This window comes from Sphingobium sp. RAC03 (genome assembly GCF_001713415.1).
In the GTDB taxonomy this organism is placed as follows: Bacteria; Pseudomonadota; Alphaproteobacteria; order Sphingomonadales; family Sphingomonadaceae; genus Sphingobium.
In genome coordinates this window covers 1,655,834-1,672,797 of sequence record NZ_CP016456.1, presented here as the reverse complement: position 1 = coordinate 1,672,797, position 16,964 = coordinate 1,655,834, and the positions used below count along the sequence as shown (strand labels likewise).

The window sequence follows — 16,964 nt, the reverse complement described above, 5'->3', positions numbered from 1 at the left end:
TCGTCTCTCCCATTCCCTGTTATGCCCAAATGGCTAGGGAAGGCGGGATGGGTGCTCCATTATACCTTGGGTCAGGCGGGAACGATCGCGCGGGTTCGCACCAGCTCCTCGACCACCGTCGGGTCGGCGAGCGTGCTGATATCGCCCAGCGCCTGGGCGGATACATCGCCCTCCGCAATCTTGCGCAGGATGCGGCGCATGATCTTGCCCGACCGGGTCTTGGGCAGGCCAGGCGCGAACTGGATGACGTCGGGAGTCGCGATCGGCCCGATTTCGGCGCGGACCCATTGCACGAGCGTCCGGCGCAGGCTCTCGCTCGGCTCTTCGCCCATGTTCAGCGTCACATAGGCATAGATGCCCTGCCCTTTGATATCATGGGGAAAGCCGACCACCGCCGCCTCGGCGACCTTGGCATGTAAGACGAGCGCGCTCTCGACCTCGGCGGTGCCCATGCGATGGCCCGATACGTTGATGACGTCGTCAACGCGCCCGGTGATCCAATAATAGCCGTCCGCATCCCGCCGGGCACCGTCGCCTGTCGTATAGGTGCCGGGAAAGGTCGAGAAATAGGTCTGGAAAAAGCGATCATGGTCGTTCCAGACCGTCTGCATCTGCCCCGGCCAGGATCGGGCGATGACCAGATTGCCTTCGCACGGACCTTGCTGCACCACGCCTTCGCCATCGACGATCTGCGGTTCGACACCGGGCAAGGGGAAGGTCGCACTGCCCGGTTTGAGCGCGGTTGCGCCCGGCATCGGCGCGATCATCGCCGCCCCCGTTTCGGTCTGCCACCAGGTATCCATGATCGGGCAGCGCCCTTCACCGGCAATGGCATGATACCAGCGCCAGGCTTCCGGGTTGATCGGCTCGCCCACGCTGCCCAGCAGGCGGAGCGAGGACCGGTCGGTCGCGGTGACGAAATCGTCGCCCTCCTTCATCAGCGCGCGCAGCACGGTGGGCGCGGTAAACAGCGTGTGGACCTGATGCCGGTCGACCACTTGCCAGAGGCGGCTGGGCGTCGGCCAACTGGGCAGTCCTTCATACATCAATGTCGTCGCGCCATTGGCGAGGGGGCCATAGACGATATAGCTGTGCCCCGTGACCCAGCCGATATCGGCCGCGCACCAATAGACGTCGCCTGGCCGATAGTCGAAGCAGAGTTCATGCGTCAGAGAGGCCCAGAGCAGATAGCCGCCGCTGCCATGCACGACGCCCTTGGGCTTGCCGGTGGAACCCGATGTGTAGAGCAGGAACAGCGGATCGCAGGCGTTCATGGGTTCGGGCGAACAGTCCGACACGACGCCTGCCATGGCATCATGATACCAGATGTCCCGGCCCGGCAGCATATCGATAGCGCCGCCGGTTGCCTGCACCACGATGACGCGACGGATGCTGGTGCAATGGTCCATGGCGAGCGCGGCATCGACATTGGCCTTGAGCGGTACGCGCTTTCCACCACGACGCCCCTCGTCGGCTGTGACCAGGATGGTGGAATCGCAATCGGTAATCCGACCCGCCAGCGCTTCGGGGGAAAAGCCGCCAAACACCACCGAATGGATCGCGCCGATCCGGGCGCAGGCCAGCAGGGCGATCGCCGCCTCCGGGATCATCGGCAGATACAGGGTGACGCGATCGCCCTTGCGCGCGCCCGCGTCTTTCAGGACATTCGCGAAGCAGCACACGGCATGATGCAGTTGCCGGTAGGTCAGGCGGCGCGGCGCTTCGGCTGGATCGTCAGGCTCCCAGATGATCGCGACGCTGTCGCCATGGTCGGCCAGATGGCGGTCCAGGCAGTTGACGGAGACGTTCAATGTGCCGTCGGCAAACCAGCTGATGCCGAAATCCGCTTCGTCAAAGCTGCTTTCGCTCGCTTTGGAGGGCGGTAACATCCAGTCAAGCCGCGCAGCCTGTTCGAGCCAGTAGCTTTCCGCATCCTCAAGCGACCGCTTATGATCGGCCATACGGCGGTCCTCGTTCATGCGGGCGCGCGTCGCCCATTCGGCGGGAACGGGGAAAAGCTCTTGCGACATCATATCTTCCTTCAGTGGATGAAACGCAGGCCGATCCACAGGGTCCGGGGCGTGCCCAAGTCCATCGATCCTGCAACATTGCGGGTGACCATAGTGGCGTCGAACAGGTTTTCGGCCCGTGCCACCAGCGACAGACCATGTCCGATCGGCAGGTCGGCAAAGGCATCGACCGTCAGGGCGTCGGGAAGGACATCCCCCTGGAGATCGTCCTCATATTGTTTGGCGACATAGCGCAGCGTCGCGAACGCCGAAGGCCCCGTTGTCGGTTGCCAGCCAAGGGTAGCGCTGGCGGCGTGGCGGGGGCTTTGGGCGGGGGCAAAGCCGTCGAACGCCAATCCCGGCGCACGGACGATGCTATGGCTATAGGCATAAGAGCCGGACAGGAGCAGGGCGTCGCGCAGCCGCGCGCGTCCGGTGAGTTCGACGCCCTTCGCGATCACCGCCGACACATTGCGCCGCTGGCGCAGATTAGGGGCGATGGTGACATTGGCGATGGCATCGTTCAGCCGATTGTAGAAAAGCGTCAGGCCCAGCGTGGCATCGGCAGCAGGATTGATGTCCAGCCCGACTTCCACCCCCTTCAGCCGTTCCGGCAGGAGTGCCGCATTGGCTTGTGTGGTGATCGGGAAGACGACGAACGGACGGTAGAGTTCGTTGAGCGTGGGCAGGCGGAAGCCGGTATAGGCCGCGGCGCGCAGGGCGACGTCCTGATCGACGCGGAACAGCGCGCCTGCACGTCCGCTGACCTGCCAGTCGCTGCGCCTGGCGAAATCGCTGTTGCTCGTCACGACGCCCGCCGCGGTCCTGCTATCGAAAAAGCTCCGGCGGATCGTCCAGCGATCGGCGCGAATGCCTCCCGTCAGGACCAGCGCTCCCAGCGTCCAGTCATCTTCCAGGAACAGACCGGTGGTGATCTGCTGCCCGCCAGCGCGGCGACGCGCGGTTACCGGATTGGCGGCCAGATTGGCATTATAGGCTTCCTCCGCCATCATGCCGTCCGCCAGCCGCGTATCGATGCCGAGCCGCAGCACATGCGCGCGTCCGACCGGCGGTCGCAACTCGATCTTGCCGCCAAGGCCGGTCGACGGCGTGTTCCGCTGATCGAGCGACTTGCGATAGGTCGATGCGCTGATGACGATATTGGAGAAATTGCGTGCCTGCACATAGGCCAGCGCATCCACTTGCCAACGGCCCCTGACCATCAGCCGGATGCTGGCATCCTGTCCCTCGCTGTGGCTGTCCGCCCCGGCAAAGCGCAGCGTCCGGTCATCGCGGAAGAACAGGCTGCGAAACTGCACTTCCATGTCGGATGACAGTGGTGCGACCGCGCGCAGGTTGACCGACCAGCCAGCATAGGCCGCTGGCGTGGTCGCGGCGACGCGCTGGGATTTCGGTGTCGTATGGAAGCCGTCGCCCCGGTCCCACCGGCCAGACAGCGACACGAAACCGCTTCCTAAATCCTGCGTCAGGGCACCGGATACTTCGCTGGCATGACGGCTGCCGTAAAAGGCGCTGGCGGATAGGTCCGCCAGGTCGTCCCGCGCCGCACTGGCCAGCTCGATCGTGCCCGCCACCGCGCCTGCACCAAAAGCACCCGATCCGCCGCCGCGCGTAACCCGCACGGCAGACAGGCGATCGGGCACCAGCGCGCTAAAAGGGATATAGCCGAAAAACGGGTCTGCCATCGGCACGCCATCCAGCAACACCAACGTCCGGCTGGACGCATTGCCGCCCAATGCCCGCAGAGTCGCACCCTGCGCCGAGGGGTTGGCCGACCGGCTGTCGGAACGGCGAAACTGCTGAAACCCCGCAACATCGGCCAGGATCGTCTCGATGCGGTTGGCGGCATTGCCGGTCAGGCGATCCCGGTCGATCATGACCGATCCATAAGCCGAACTGCCCGGCGGGAGAGGTAGGCTTTGACCCAGAACGACGATGGCGTCGCCTTCCTGTGCCCTGGCATTCGGCACCGGCAGGACATGGGCCGCACAGGACAGCATTAATGCGCCCCGTGCGATCAGGCTGTTGCAACGCATTGTGCCGTCTTCCCCCTTTGTCGCCCCTGGGCGCGGCGACCTCCTTTGATCGGAGGCCGCCGCGCCATGCCCTCTGTTCAGAAGAACAGGATGGCGCCCGCTGCGACCGTGTCGGCTTCCGCTGCATTGCCGTTATGGGCCTGCGATTTGGTGCGGATATATTCGCCGATCAGCGTGACCCAGCTGGTCAGGCCATAGCGTGCCTGACCGACCCAGCTGCTGCTCTTGTCGAGCAGCGTAGGATTGGCCAGGGCATCGGCGGCGTTGGCATAATGGAGGTTGCTTTCGCCATAGCTGCCGCCGATCGAAAATTTGCCGAACGTGGCCAGCCCCTGCAGATAGAAGCCGTCGCTGTCGCGCTTCGCCCCGGTCGCATCGGTATCGAACAGGTTGAGCGCGGTCGTGCCCAGCCCTGAGCCATTATAATAATAGCCCGTCAGCATGATCGGTCCATAGCCGATCTTCGCGCCCGTATCGAAGCCGCTGCCCGTATAGGTCACGCCATCGATGCGATGATGTTTTTGCGTGATGCCCGACAACCAGGCGCGCACGGACAGATCGCCGAATTTTCCGTCATAAACGATCTTGCCCTGAAAGCCCGGCGACTTGCTGTTCTCCCCCGGCCCGGTGAGCGATTCGAGCGGTTGGAAGATACCGGCGGAAATCTGGAAGCCGCCCAGCTTTGGCGAGGAATAGGTGATCTGCGGCTGAAAGTCGGTGTAGATATAGCCGATGCCGATCCGCCCCAGCGACGTGTTGGACGGCGCGACATTGCCGCCGCTCGACCCCACCGACAACAAGGTGATATCGTTCAATATGCCTTCGGATCCGAACAGTCCGATATCGCGGCCCAGCTTGAATTCGCCCAGTCCCGCACGGCCGATGGTCATATAGGTCTGGCGAAAATCGATACCGGCCGTCTGCAAGGCCGTATTGCGTCCGCCGCTATTGGCACCCCCGCCCGCGGCATAGGTCGCGCTGTTGATGCCCGGATACATGCCGAAATGTGCGCCCACATCCCAGCCGCCCTGGTTGGTCGTAATATCGAATTTCAGATAGCCGGGCAGCAGGCCGTTGCGGACCGACGCGCTCTTGCCACCGACTGGCACCACGCCGCCGACGACCGCCGTATTAAGGCCGGGAGCCTGTCCGTTTTCATGGGTGTAGAAGCCATTGACCGACCCGGAAATCTTGACCGAAACGCCGCCGACTTCCATGCCGACGCCGCTATCGCTCATCCGCACCAGCCGCTTGTCGTCCAGCGACGCCGCAGCGGACTGGGCTGGTGGCGGGGCAGCGGGTGCGACCTGCGCAGCGTCTTGCTGCGCCAGTTGCTGATATTCCTCGTCGGTCAGAATCCCCTTTTCGTGGAGCCTTTTCAGCAGCTCAGCCGTCGTCCCCGCCGCCGCCGGTGTTGCGGTCAGCGCGAACAGCATCGCCATCGCGGCCCCGCCCAGCCATTTCCCCCTAGACATCTCATCCCTCCCATTATGCGCCGGTCGTGCCGACGGGCGAAAGAGTGCGTCGAGTGCGGCGGGGTGCAAATTGGACTTTGGTTCTCGTTCCTTGGGTCAGAGGCGCAGGAAGATCAGGGCGCGACGGCGATCCCCCAAGGGCCAGCGCCCACCGGCACCGTGCCGACGACCTTCGCACTGGCGAGGTCCACGATCGACACGCTATCGGACAAGCCATTGGCTGCATAAGCGCGCGTGCCATCGGCGCTGATGGCGACGTGCCACACTCGTTTGCCTACGGGCACATAGGCGCGCACGGTCCGCGTCGCCACATCGACCAGCGCGATATGGTTGGCGCGGCCCAGCGCCACGATCGCCGTCTTGCCATCCGGCGTGAAGCGGATGCCGCAGGGCAGGATCAGATGATCCTGCACCCCCGCTATGGCAAAGCGGATCGCCGCAGTGATCTTGCGCGTATGTGGGTCGGCGATCTGGACGGTGCCGCCAATCTCGGCTGCGATCCATAGCTGCGTTCCATCGGCGGTGAACTCGACATGGCGGGGGCGCTGGTCCGTCTCGGTGGCATCCACCATCATTCGGGTCGTCAGGTCGATCCAATTGACGACATTATCCTCCTCCGACGTCACGATCACCCATCGGCCATCGGGACTTTGGGCGACCCCTTCCGGTTCCTTGCCGACATCCACCTGAAAGGCGACTGTGCGGCTTTCCAGGTCGATGGCCGTCAGTGCCGCATCATCTTCATTGGCGACGAACAGCGTCCGTCCGTCGCGCGACAGGAAAAACTGTTCTGGGTCCTGGCCCGATGGCAGGTCCGCGATGATCTTGCCCGTGGCGCGGTCGATCAGTTGCACGGCATGATCGCTGCTGGCGCAGAGCAGGATATATTTGCCGTCCAGGCTAAGCGTTATGCCGCGCGGGCGCCCCCCCACCGGCCAGGTTGCGAGCGGCGTCATAGTGGCCGCGTCGATCACGCTGATGCTGTTGCCCCGTTCATTGGAGACATAAAGCGTTTCGGCATGGAGCGCAGGCATGCCCGCAACCATCGCCAGCCCCGCCAGAGCGGCCTTCATCATGGCTAATCCTCTCCTCCATCGGCGCGTCATTGCAGCGCCCGCCCGGCCTATCGGGCTTATCGGTGCGGCGGGATTGTACCAATGGCCAATGGGGTGCGTGCCTCCGCTTCCCTACAACCCGTCTCTACAAGCGAGAGCGGCCGATATGGGCCGACAGACAGAGACGAGGATGGATGATGAGGAATAAGGGACGTATCGCATTGATCGGCGCCACCTGCCTACTTGGCGCGTCGATCACCTCATCCTTGTTGGCGCATGGCAATGTCACACCCCAGGCGGTGGAAACGGCGGCGTTGCCCGACATTGGCGAGGAGTGGCTGCAACATAATCCCTATCGCGGCAATGCCGACGCGGTGAAGATCGGCGAGTCGGCTTACGGCCAGAATTGCGCCCGCTGCCACGGGCTGGACGGTGAATCCGGCGGCATTGCGCCCGACCTGCGCTATCTGGAAGTCGGCGACAGCGGAGATGAATGGTATATCCAGCGCTTCCAGCACGGGTCCAGCCATGATGGCAAAGTCTATATGCCGCCCATGGGCGAAGTGCTGGGCCAGAAAGCCGGCTGGGCGATCCGCGCCTGGCTTGAAACCAAGCATCAGGAGTAAGCCGCTATGGATCGTCGCGTCTTCCTCCACCATGCGGCTATGGCCGCGATGCTCGCCATGTCGGGCTTTCCCTTGGGCGAAGCTGCAAAGGCCGCGCCGCTGGGCCGGGTCAAGGAACTGGGCGTGCTTCGGGTCGCTGTGTACCGGGACAATCGCCCGTGGTCCTGGCGCAAGGATGGCCGACTGGTCGGCATCGACGTCGATCTGGCGCAGGCGCTTGCCAAGGGGCTGGGCGTGCGCGCCGATATTGCCGAACTGGTCGCCGACGAAAGTGCCGACGATGATTTGCGCAATGGCGTGTGGCGGGGCGGCCTGCTCGGCTTTCCGCCCGCCGATATCATGCTGCATGTGCCGTTCGACCGCGCCTTTGCCGCGCGCAACGACCAGGTTGCGATCGTCGCGCCCTATTTCCGCGAGAGCTTCCAGTTCGCCGGGGTGAAGAGCGAGATCGATGTCAACGCCCCTCCGGCCGACTATCGTGGCAAGCGGCTGGCGGTCGAACTGGACTCGATCCCCGACTTCTACCTGATCGGTACGGCGGGCGGGATATTGGCCAAGAATGTCATCCATTTCCCCAATGGTGCCGATGCGGTGCTCGCCGTGACCGACGGGCGCGCGGACGCCGTGCTGGCAAGCCGGGCGCAGATCGAAGCCGTGCTGCACGATAGCGGCACCACGACAGTCGCCACCCGGACCATGCCGCTGCCCGCCTTCGCATCGGCCGGGTGGGACATCGGCATGGCGGTGAAGGAAAATAGCCGCAATCTGGGCGACGCAGTGGAAGCGATCCTGGCAACGATGCGCGCATCGGGCGAACTGGAAACGATCTTCACGGCGCATGGCGTGCGTTACAGGCCTGCGCTCGCGGCGGGTTGAGCGGCCTGCTCTTGCCCAAATCCGAACGAGGGGATGGCCGCATAGAATGAAGGCGCGACCCAAGGTCCAATTGCTCCGCCAGCCTCACCCCATAATCTGCAGGCCGAAGGCGCCGAGCGCGCCCACAACAGGGAGGATGATCATGAAAGGGCGTTTCACACGTTCGCTAACCGGTGCCGTCACTTTGGCGCTGTTGACGGCCGCGGCACCGCTGGTCGCTCAGGGGCCGACCGATGCGGATTTGATGGCCGATGCGACATCGACCGGCGATGTGCTGACCTATGGCATGGGGCCACAGGCGCAGCGTTTCAGCCCACTCACCGCGCTCAATACCCAGACCATATCGCGGCTGGTGCCCGCCTTTGCCGCATCCTTGGGTGGCGAAAAGCAGCGGGGGCAGGAATCGCAGCCTCTGGTCTATGACGGCACCATCTACGTCACCGGCTCCTATTCGCGCCTCTATGCCTTCGACGCGCGCACCGGCGAGGAAAAATGGGAATATAATGCCCGCCTTCCCGATGGCATCATGCCCTGTTGCGATGTCGTCAATCGCGGTGCGGCCATCCATGGCGACAAGATCATCTTCGCGACGCTCGACGCGCGGCTCGTCGCCCTCAACCGGCTGACCGGCAAGGTCATCTGGAACAAGCAGATCGCCGATTACAAGGCGGGCTATAGCGCCACCGCCGCCCCGCTGATCGTCAAGGGCATGGTCATCACCGGCAATTCGGGCGGCGAGTTCGGCGTGGTCGGCGCAGTGGAGGCACGCAATGTCGATACCGGCGAGCTGATCTGGCACCGGCCGGTGATCGAAGGGAATATGGGCACCCTGCGCGGCAAGGATAATGGCATTACCGGCAAGCTCAACGCCAGCTGGCAGGGCGACATGTGGAAGACCGGCGGCGGGGCGACCTGGCTCGGCGGCACTTATGACCCGGAAACCAACCTTCTCTATTTCGGCACCGGCAACCCGGCCCCCTGGAACAGCCATTTGCGCCCTGGCGACAATCTCTACAGCGCCTCGACGCTGGCGATCGATCCTGAAACGGGCGTGATCAAATGGCATTATCAGACCACGCCGCATGACGGCTGGGATTTCGATGGCGTCAACGAATTCATCCCCTTCGATGCCACGATCAACGGCAAGACGATGAAATTGGGCGGAAAGGCCGACCGCAACGGCTATTTCTTCGTGCTGGACCGCACCAATGGCAAATTCATCAGCGCCAATAAATTCGTGATGCAGACGACCTGGGCCGATGGCTATGACAAGAATGGCAAGCCCAAGGTGATCCCGGCGGGTCGGCCCGGCGCACCCGACGGCACGGAAAAAGGCAAGAGCGTCTTTTCTTCTCCATCCTTCCTGGGCGGCAAGAACTGGATGCCGATGGCCTATAGCAAGGATACAGGGCTGTTCTACATCCCGTCGAACGACTGGGGCATGGACATCTGGAACGAGCCGATCACCTATAAGAAGGGGGCGGCCTATCTGGGGGCGAGCTTCACGATCAAGCCGATCGCCGACGATCATATCGGCGCGCTGCGGGCGATGGACCCCAAGACCGGCAAGATCGTGTGGGAATATAAGAATAAGGCACCGCTATGGGGCGGAGTGCTGACGACCGCAGGCAACCTGGTCTTCACCGGCACGCCGGAGGGCTATCTCAAGGCGTTCGATGCCAAGACCGGCCAGGAATTGTGGAAGTTCCAGACCGGGTCGGGCGTGGTCGGATCGCCTGTCACCTGGGAACAGGATGGCGAACAATATGTCGCCGTCATGTCCGGCTGGGGCGGCGCGGTGCCGCTATGGGGTGGCGAGGTCGCCAAGTCCTTCAAGGATATCAACCAGGGCGGATCGCTCTGGGTGTTCAAGCTGCCGAAATAAGGGAATAGCTGCTATGATCGTCATGGGGCGCGGGAATTATGCAGGCCAAGCAGGCCGTCTTGCCGTGCCCCCGATCATGGTCGATCGTCATGGGCAGGGGGGACGGATGCAGGGGGATGATGGCGACCTGATGGCGGACGAGGTCATGATGGAGCGAGTGCTGATCATCGACGATCATCCGCTGGTCCGCGACGGGCTGCGCAGCGTCATCGCCATCACCTTCGACGGCTGTGCGATCTTCGAGGCGGCGAGCATGGAGGAGGCGCTGGCGACGCTCGACAAACAGTCCAATTTCGACCTGATCCTGCTCGACCTCCACATTCCCGACGTGAAGCGGCTGGACGGATTGCGCCTGTTGCGCAGCCGTTTTCCGATCCTGCCCGTGGTCATGATATCGGGCGCGTTCGACCGCGCGATCGTGCGCGAGGCGCTGACCGCCGGGGCGGCGGGGTTCATCCCCAAGTCGATGAAGCGCAGCGCGATCGTCGATGCGCTGCATCGCGTGGTGTCCGGCGAAATCTACATGCCCGACGCGATCGAGGATGGTCCGCAGGAAAGCCCGGAGGAGGCCGATATCCTCAACCGCATCGGTAGCCTGACGCCGCAGCAGCGGGTTGTGCTGACGCATCTGGTCCATGGCCGCTTGAACAAGCAGATTGCCCATGACCTGAGCGTATCGATGACCACGGTGAAGGCGCATGTCTCCGCCATCCTCCAAAAGTTGCATGTATTCAGCCGGACCCAGGCCGTGATCCTGGCCAACCGGGTGCGCTTCGACGGCGATAATTAGGCGATCAGTCCAGGATCGTTCGGAGCAACGCGCGCAGCTGCGCCGGCTTCACCGGCTTGTTCAGCAATGGTGTCGCGGTGGCCGCCAATTGGGTTTTCAGCGCCTCGCTGCGGTCGGCGGATATCATTACGGCGGGCACTTTGACGCCGAAATGATCATGCAGGCGGTGGATCACGGTATCGCCCGTTTCGCCATCTTTCAGATGATAGTCCACCAGGATGATGTCGGGCCGCGCGCCATCGGCGAAGAGCAAGGCGGCCTGATCGAACCCGTCAGCCGTTGCCACCGCACAGCCCCAGCCGGTCAGCAGCGTCCGCATGCCGGACTGGATCTGGCGTTCATTGTCGATCACCAGCACGGAAAGATTACGCATCGGCCGATCGCGGGATGGCGGCGCGCGGTCGGGATCGTCGTCGCGCTGTTCCTGCCCGATCGGCAGGGTGATCGCGAATGTGGCGCCTTCGCCCGGTGCCGACCGCAATGTGATGGGATGACCCAGCATGTCGCTGGCCCGTTTGACGATGGCGAGGCCCAGCCCCTTACCCTGGCAGCGTGTGTCCAGCCGCAGAAACTCCTCGAAGATCAGCGCCTGCTTGTCCGCCGCGATGCCGGGGCCGGTATCGGTGACGCTGATTTCCACCCCCTGATCCGTCGCCGCGCAGCAGACCCGCACCGATCCGCTGGGGGTGTAGCGAATGGCGTTGGAAATGAAGTTCTGAAGGATGCGGCGCAGCAGCCGGACATCGGTTTCGACCCAGAGCGGCTCGGCTATGATCTGGAAGGCAAGGTGCGCCGCACGGGCCATCGGCGCGAATTCCACATTCAGCGTCTGCAACAGCCGGTCGATCCGGATATGCCCGATTTCCGGCTGGATCGCGCCCGCGTCGAGTCGCGAGATTTCCAGTAACGCCTCCAGCAGATCTTCGACCGAATCCAGCGCCGTCGACGTCTGGTTCACCAGCGCGCGCGTCGGCAGCGCCAGCCGCCGGTCACCCAACGCCGCGACGAACAGCCGCGCGGCATTGAGCGGTTGCAACAGGTCATGGCTGGCCGCTGCGAGAAAGCTGGTTTTCGACAGGTTCGCCTTTTCCGCCGCGATCTTGGCTTGCGTCAATGCGGCTTGCACCGCCCGCCGCTCGGCCACTTCGCCTTCCAGCTTGCGATTGAGTTCGACCAGTTCGCCCGTGCGTTCCGACACGCGGCGCTCCAGCGTTTCGGCCGTTTCCTGCAAGCTCGCCTGCGCACGCAGCATGTCGGTGACATCGATGAAGCCGAACACCTGGCCACCGCCCGCCATGGTTTTCGCCCGGATCTCGAAATGTCGCTGGCCCGCCGCGCACCGGCGCACGATCGTCTGATTGTCGGCATGCCCTCCGCGCCAATCGAGACAGCCGCCATCGTCCAGCCCCAACGTGTCGCGACACCAACGGACCAGATCGCCATGGCTGGCCAGCGCCCCCGCAAGATGATCCGGCAGGGCAAGCAGGCGGCGCAGCGCTTCGTTCCAGGCCGCCAGTTGCCGACGATTGTCGAACAGGCACACCCCCTCCGACAGATTGTCGAGCGTCGCCTGAAGCACGACATTGCGTTCGGCCAGTTCGCGCGCGCGGGCGCGGGCGTCCTCCGCCTTGGCCTCGGTTATATCGGTATAGATGCCGACGATGCCGCCTTCGCTGGTGCGCAATTCGTTGATCTGGATCCAGCGGCCATCGGCGAGCCGCTGCACCTGTGCGCCATCGGCAATGCCATGTTTGGCCAGCCGGTCGGACACCCAACGGTCCGGCGCGACCTGTGCCCCGGCCGGGCTTTGGCTATGCGCCACGATCCGCGCAATGTCGTGGAAGGTCACGCCTTCGTCCAGATGGTCCGCCACCTGAGGCCAGAAGCCGAGATAGGCTTCGTTATGGAGGACCAGCCGATCCTCCGCATCGAACAGGACGAACCCCTCGTTGATCGATTCGATCGCATCGCGCAGGCGCATGCGGGCGGCATCGGCGCGGACATGGGCATCGCTCAGGTCCGCATTGGCCTTTGCCAGTCGCCCAAGCGCATCTTCCAACTGGATGGTGCGATCGCGGACCTTCGCCTCCAGTGAGATGGCGGTTTCGAACATCGAAAAGGCGTTGGCCGACATGTCGGTCGACCGTTCCACGCGGTCCATCAGCGCGCTGTTGATCTTGCGCAGTTTGCGGTTCTCCTCGCGCAGACGCGCGACTTCGCTATCCGCGTCCGACCGGGTGCCATCCTGCGTCATTTTCCGATCGCAAGCCCGCTGAACGTCTGGTTCACATGGAGCGCATGATATTGTTCGCCATAGGTGTTGAAACCGACGACTCGATGCCGCGCATAAAGGGCGGACACGTCCCGGCTGATCTGCCGTTGTTCCGCATCGATCCGGTTCAGCACGCAATCGAAGGCGATGATCCGATCCACTTCCCCGACATGGACATCGATGTCCTGGAACAGGGCTTCCATGCCGGCGATGCGGTCTACGGGCTCGCCGATCGTCAGTACGATGCCCTCGTCGATGGCGCAGTAAAAGGTCAGGCTCCCGTCGGGATTGGCGCTCTGGATCGATCGGACATGATATTCCCCGCCCGCGCGGACCATCGGCGGATGGGCGGCGAAAAACGCCGTCCCCAGCGCTTCTCCGGCATGGCCTGCCAACCGCAGATATTCGGCTGCGGCCGGTTCGGCATTAATCTCCGTCACGATCCGTTCAGGCGAATTCGCGCCGGTAATTACCATCTTCCGGTCGCCCGGCCGATAATGCTGCGCCTTGAACACATGTATCGCCCGGCTCGTGGACAGGATGGCAATGACCGCCGCGCGGGCGTGAAAGTGCCCGCCATCGAATATCGCGGTCTGGCGAAAGGCCAGGTCGTCGCCCGAAGATCCGCCGATCAGCGGAATGTCGCCCAAGGCGTCCTGGATCGTCATGGTCAGCAATTCTTCGCGATGCGACAGACCGTCCACCAGGAACAGGGCGACATGATTGACGCTCTCGCCCAGCGCCCGGCTGTCGCGTTCTGCCCGTGCCGCAAGCGCGCGCACCTGTTCGCGCGCGGTTTGGGGATCGAAATTATCGATGTCGTCGAAACAATGGGACGTCATGCGGAAGCTGTCGGCGGGAAAGCCGATGATGGTCAGGCTGTCGCTGTCATAACCATTGCCGGTCAATTCCCCCGAACTGGTGCAGCCGATCACCGTCATACCCTCGCCATGCCGATTGATCGCCCGCGCCAGCCGGTCGCGATCATAGCGGTGCGAGCAAAAGATCATGGCCCCGGCCAGCGACTGTGCGCCCAGCGTCTCGCCCAGTTCTGCCATGGCCTCGAACGGATCATCGGCATGGGAGCAGGCAAACCCTATCCCCGCCTTCAGGATGTCTGTCGTCGCCTTGCCCCTCATCCCGCTGCCTTGTCGTCTTTATGGCAATATCATGCGCAGGGATGATCGATATTGTCACCCGAAACCCGACGCTTTTTGCGCTTTGGACCGGATATGTCGTGCGGAAAGGGGCAGGTGCGTCATCGCTTGCCGGAACGGCTGGTCCGCGTCGCGCAATCAGCCGCCGCGCGCCGGTTCTCCGGCGGCCTCCAGCAGCGCCGACTCGCTGTCGGTAAACAGGCGCGATCGGACCAGGAACCGCAGGCCTTCGGGGCTTTCCAGCGACATGCCCGCCCCCCGGCCCGGCACGACATCGATGATCACCTGCGTATGGCGCCAATAGTCGAATTGCGCAGCGCCGATCCATACCGGCACATCGCCAGCAATCCGCCCCAGCAACACATCCTGCGCCCCGACCCGAAATTCACCGCGCAGGAAACACATCGGGGCAGACCCGTCGCAGCACCCGCCCGATTGATGGAACATGAGCGGCCCATGCAGCGCCGTCAGACGAGTGATCAGGGCGTCCGCCTGCGGGGTGGACAGGATGCGTGCCGGAAGCGATACCATCGTCTGTCTCCGCCAGAATGAAGCGGCAGGCATCCACGATGCCCGCCGCTGACCTTCAGAAAAAGCCCGTTCCTTTAGAAGAAACCCAGGGCCTTCGGGCTGTAGCTGACCAGCAGATTCTTCGTCTGTTGATAATGGTCCAGCATCATCTTGTGATTTTCGCGCCCGATGCCCGACTGTTTATACCCGCCAAAGGCCGCATGGGCGGGATAGGCATGGTAGCAGTTGGTCCACACCCGACCAGCCTGGATGCCACGCCCCATGCGATAGGCGCGCGTCCCGTCGCGGGTCCATACGCCTGCGCCCAGACCGTAGAGCGTGTCATTGGCGATCGCCAGCGCGTCGGCCTCATCCTTGAAGGTGGTGACCGCCAATACGGGGCCAAAGATTTCCTCTTGGAAAATCCGCATCTTGTTATGACCCTTGAGGACGGTGGGCGTCACATAATAGCCCTGGCTCAAATCGCCCTCATGGCTGGCGCGTTCGCCGCCGGTCAGCACCTGCGCGCCTTCTTCGCGACCGATGGCGATGTAGGATAGGATCTTTTCCAGTTGATCGTTGGACGCCTGCGCGCCGATCATCGTCGATGGATCGAGCGGGCTGCCCTGCTTGATCGCCTTCACCCGCGCGATGGCGCGCTCGATGAAACGATCGTAGATCGATTCCTGAATGAGCGCGCGGCTGGGGCAGGTACAGACCTCGCCCTGGTTCAGCGCGAACATGGCAAAGCCTTCGAGGCATTTGTCGAAATAATCGTCGTCCGCGTCCATCACGTCGGCAAAGAAGATGTTGGGCGACTTGCCGCCCAGTTCTAGCGTCACCGGGATCAGGTTTTCCGACGCATATTGCATGATCAGGCGGCCGGTCGTGGTTTCGCCGGTAAAGGCGATCTTGCTGATTCGCTTGCTGCTGGCGAGCGGCTTGCCCGCTTCGACGCCAAAGCCGTTAACGATGTTGAGCACGCCGGGCGGCAACAGGTCGCCGATAATCTCCGCCAGCACCAGGATCGACATCGGGGTCTGTTCGGCAGGCTTGAGCACGATGCAATTGCCGGCCGCAAGGGCAGGCGCCAGTTTCCACACCGCCATCAGGATGGGGAAGTTCCAAGGAATGATCTGGCCCACCACGCCCAGCGGTTCGTGGAAATGATAGGCGATGGTGTCATGATCGATCTCGCTGATCGAGCCTTCCTGGGCGCGGGCACAACCGGCGAAATAGCGGAAATGGTCGATCGCCAAAGGAATATCGGCGTGGGTCGTCTCGCGGATCGGCTTGCCGTTGTCGATCGTCTCGGCCATCGCGATTAGATCCAGATTGGCTTCCATCCGATCGGCGATCTTCAGCAAGATGTTGGACCTTTCGGTCGATGACATCCGGCCCCACGCCGCCTTGGCGGCGTGTGCGGCATCCAGGGCCAGCTCGATATCCTCGGCCGTGCCGCGCGCCACCTGGCACACCACCTGTCCGTTGACGGGCGAAACATTGTCGAAATAGGCGCCCTTCACAGGCGCCGTCCATGCCCCACCGATATAATTGTCATAGCAATCGCGGATGAGGGTATGGCCGGATAATTTCTCCAGCGCCTGTTGCAGCATCATCATATCTCCTGGGTCAATTTTCGCATTGAAATTCAGGATGTCAGGATGGCAAAGCCTGTAGGTTGCGCAATAGGACCTTTGGTCAATTGCGAGAGACCACGATGATCGCGTCGTCGATGTTAGGGATCAAATGATCCGGCGCATTGCTGCGCTCCGCTTTGACGCGGAGAGCGCACTCGCAGGAGGAAAGCCAGCATGGGGAGGCCCAAGGCTGCTAATGCTTCCACAGTCGCCCGATGGCGTCAGGATAATGGGAGAGCATTAGGCTATTATCGCAAAAGGATAATCTCACATGTTATCAACCAACTTATGGGTTGTTGCAAACACGCACCCAGAAAATCTCTTAAAATCAACGGATTGTGCAAATAATTGGCGGAGAGGCAGTCCGACAGAGAATCCACGTTATCCGTCAGTTTATCTCGATCTATAGCGGCTAGTCATAAATCTGGTCATAAACCCTTGTCCGATCGTCAGGCAGCTTTGGCGGACAGTGGCGAACAATGTAAGGTCGACCAGCGATGCATTACGACCAACTCGTGCGCTTCAGCGACGGGGCTTGACGATCGTATGCGTTGGATCTGCCAATCGCCTCAAGCATATCCGTTCGACATCCCCCATTCCAGACACGGGCTG

General features: G+C 62.8%; 12 protein-coding genes. 4 read left to right on the top strand and 8 right to left on the bottom strand.

The window, feature by feature from the left end; all coding sequences use genetic code 11:
- Positions 1-71 precede the first annotated feature (71 nt).
- The 4 genes from acs to BSY17_RS12605 all read right to left on the bottom strand — a co-directional run bounded on the left by acs (position 72) and on the right by BSY17_RS12605 (position 6,617).
- Positions 72-2,030, bottom strand: a complete 1,959-nt coding sequence (acs, locus tag BSY17_RS12620; RefSeq protein ID WP_069066952.1) for an acetate--CoA ligase — start codon at positions 2,028-2,030, stop codon at positions 72-74.
- Between the two features lie 11 nt (positions 2,031-2,041).
- Entirely contained in the window at positions 2,042-4,066 is a 2,025-nt protein-coding gene (locus tag BSY17_RS12615) for a TonB-dependent receptor (protein ID WP_443019427.1), read from the bottom strand.
- A 77-nt stretch (positions 4,067-4,143) separates the two neighbouring features.
- On the bottom strand, positions 4,144-5,541 hold the full coding sequence (locus BSY17_RS12610) for a porin (RefSeq protein ID WP_069065762.1): 1,398 nt from the start codon (positions 5,539-5,541) through the stop codon (positions 4,144-4,146).
- A 113-nt stretch (positions 5,542-5,654) separates the two neighbouring features.
- Positions 5,655-6,617: a PQQ-dependent catabolism-associated beta-propeller protein gene (locus BSY17_RS12605; protein WP_069065761.1), complete on the bottom strand. Its 963-nt coding sequence runs from the start codon at positions 6,615-6,617 to the stop codon at positions 5,655-5,657.
- Positions 6,618-6,793: 176 nt separating this feature from the next.
- On the opposite strand from BSY17_RS12605, the gene pedF reads away from it, so the two are divergent.
- The 4 genes from pedF (at position 6,794) to BSY17_RS12585 (ending at position 10,773) form a co-directional block, all read left to right on the top strand.
- Positions 6,794-7,222, top strand: coding sequence for a cytochrome c-550 PedF (gene pedF / locus BSY17_RS12600; RefSeq protein ID WP_037474684.1), 429 nt, complete (start codon positions 6,794-6,796; stop codon positions 7,220-7,222).
- A 6-nt stretch (positions 7,223-7,228) separates the two neighbouring features.
- A complete protein-coding gene (locus BSY17_RS12595) occupies positions 7,229-8,098 on the top strand; it encodes a substrate-binding periplasmic protein (RefSeq protein WP_069065760.1) in 870 nt (289 codons plus the stop codon).
- Positions 8,099-8,240: 142 nt separating this feature from the next.
- Positions 8,241-9,983 (top strand): methanol/ethanol family PQQ-dependent dehydrogenase, encoded by a 1,743-nt coding sequence (locus BSY17_RS12590; RefSeq protein ID WP_069066951.1) that lies wholly within the window; start codon positions 8,241-8,243, stop codon positions 9,981-9,983.
- Between the two features lie 13 nt (positions 9,984-9,996).
- Positions 9,997-10,773, top strand: a complete 777-nt coding sequence (locus tag BSY17_RS12585) for a response regulator (protein WP_069065759.1) — start codon at positions 9,997-9,999, stop codon at positions 10,771-10,773.
- Positions 10,774-10,777: 4 nt separating this feature from the next.
- Here BSY17_RS12585 and BSY17_RS12580 read toward each other — a convergent pair whose 3' ends face one another.
- From BSY17_RS12580 to adh, 4 genes are all read right to left on the bottom strand, one after another.
- Entirely contained in the window at positions 10,778-13,027 is a 2,250-nt protein-coding gene (locus BSY17_RS12580) for a hybrid sensor histidine kinase/response regulator (protein WP_069065758.1), read from the bottom strand.
- Positions 13,024-14,184: an FIST N-terminal domain-containing protein gene (locus tag BSY17_RS12575; protein WP_335681271.1), complete on the bottom strand. Its 1,161-nt coding sequence runs from the start codon at positions 14,182-14,184 to the stop codon at positions 13,024-13,026. The genes BSY17_RS12580 and BSY17_RS12575 overlap by 4 nt, the downstream gene beginning before the upstream one ends.
- 156 nt (positions 14,185-14,340) lie before the next feature.
- On the bottom strand, positions 14,341-14,733 hold the full coding sequence (locus tag BSY17_RS12570; protein ID WP_069065757.1) for a DUF779 domain-containing protein: 393 nt from the start codon (positions 14,731-14,733) through the stop codon (positions 14,341-14,343).
- A gap of 74 nt (positions 14,734-14,807) precedes the next feature.
- Positions 14,808-16,328 (bottom strand): aldehyde dehydrogenase, encoded by a 1,521-nt coding sequence (adh, locus tag BSY17_RS12565; protein WP_069066949.1) that lies wholly within the window; start codon positions 16,326-16,328, stop codon positions 14,808-14,810.
- Positions 16,329-16,964 lie beyond the last annotated feature (636 nt).

Bases quoted from the DNA above. Each gene is read 5' to 3' on its own strand.
- BSY17_RS12595 (WP_069065760.1), top strand. From the start codon at position 7,229: ATGGATCGTCGCGTCTTCCTCCACCATGCGGCTATGGCCGCGATGCTC.
- BSY17_RS12605 (WP_069065761.1), bottom strand. From the start codon at position 6,617: ATGATGAAGGCCGCTCTGGCGGGGCTGGCGATGGTTGCGGGCATGCCT.
- pedF (WP_037474684.1), top strand. From the start codon at position 6,794: ATGAGGAATAAGGGACGTATCGCATTGATCGGCGCCACCTGCCTACTT.
- acs (WP_069066952.1), bottom strand. From the start codon at position 2,030: ATGTCGCAAGAGCTTTTCCCCGTTCCCGCCGAATGGGCGACGCGCGCC.
- BSY17_RS12570 (WP_069065757.1), bottom strand. From the start codon at position 14,733: ATGGTATCGCTTCCGGCACGCATCCTGTCCACCCCGCAGGCGGACGCC.
- BSY17_RS12580 (WP_069065758.1), bottom strand. From the start codon at position 13,027: ATGACGCAGGATGGCACCCGGTCGGACGCGGATAGCGAAGTCGCGCGT.
- adh (WP_069066949.1), bottom strand. From the start codon at position 16,328: ATGCTGCAACAGGCGCTGGAGAAATTATCCGGCCATACCCTCATCCGC.
- BSY17_RS12610 (WP_069065762.1), bottom strand. From the start codon at position 5,541: ATGTCTAGGGGGAAATGGCTGGGCGGGGCCGCGATGGCGATGCTGTTC.
- BSY17_RS12590 (WP_069066951.1), top strand. From the start codon at position 8,241: ATGAAAGGGCGTTTCACACGTTCGCTAACCGGTGCCGTCACTTTGGCG.
- BSY17_RS12575 (WP_335681271.1), bottom strand. From the start codon at position 14,184: ATGAGGGGCAAGGCGACGACAGACATCCTGAAGGCGGGGATAGGGTTT.
- BSY17_RS12615 (WP_443019427.1), bottom strand. From the start codon at position 4,066: ATGCGTTGCAACAGCCTGATCGCACGGGGCGCATTAATGCTGTCCTGT.
- BSY17_RS12585 (WP_069065759.1), top strand. From the start codon at position 9,997: ATGATCGTCATGGGGCGCGGGAATTATGCAGGCCAAGCAGGCCGTCTT.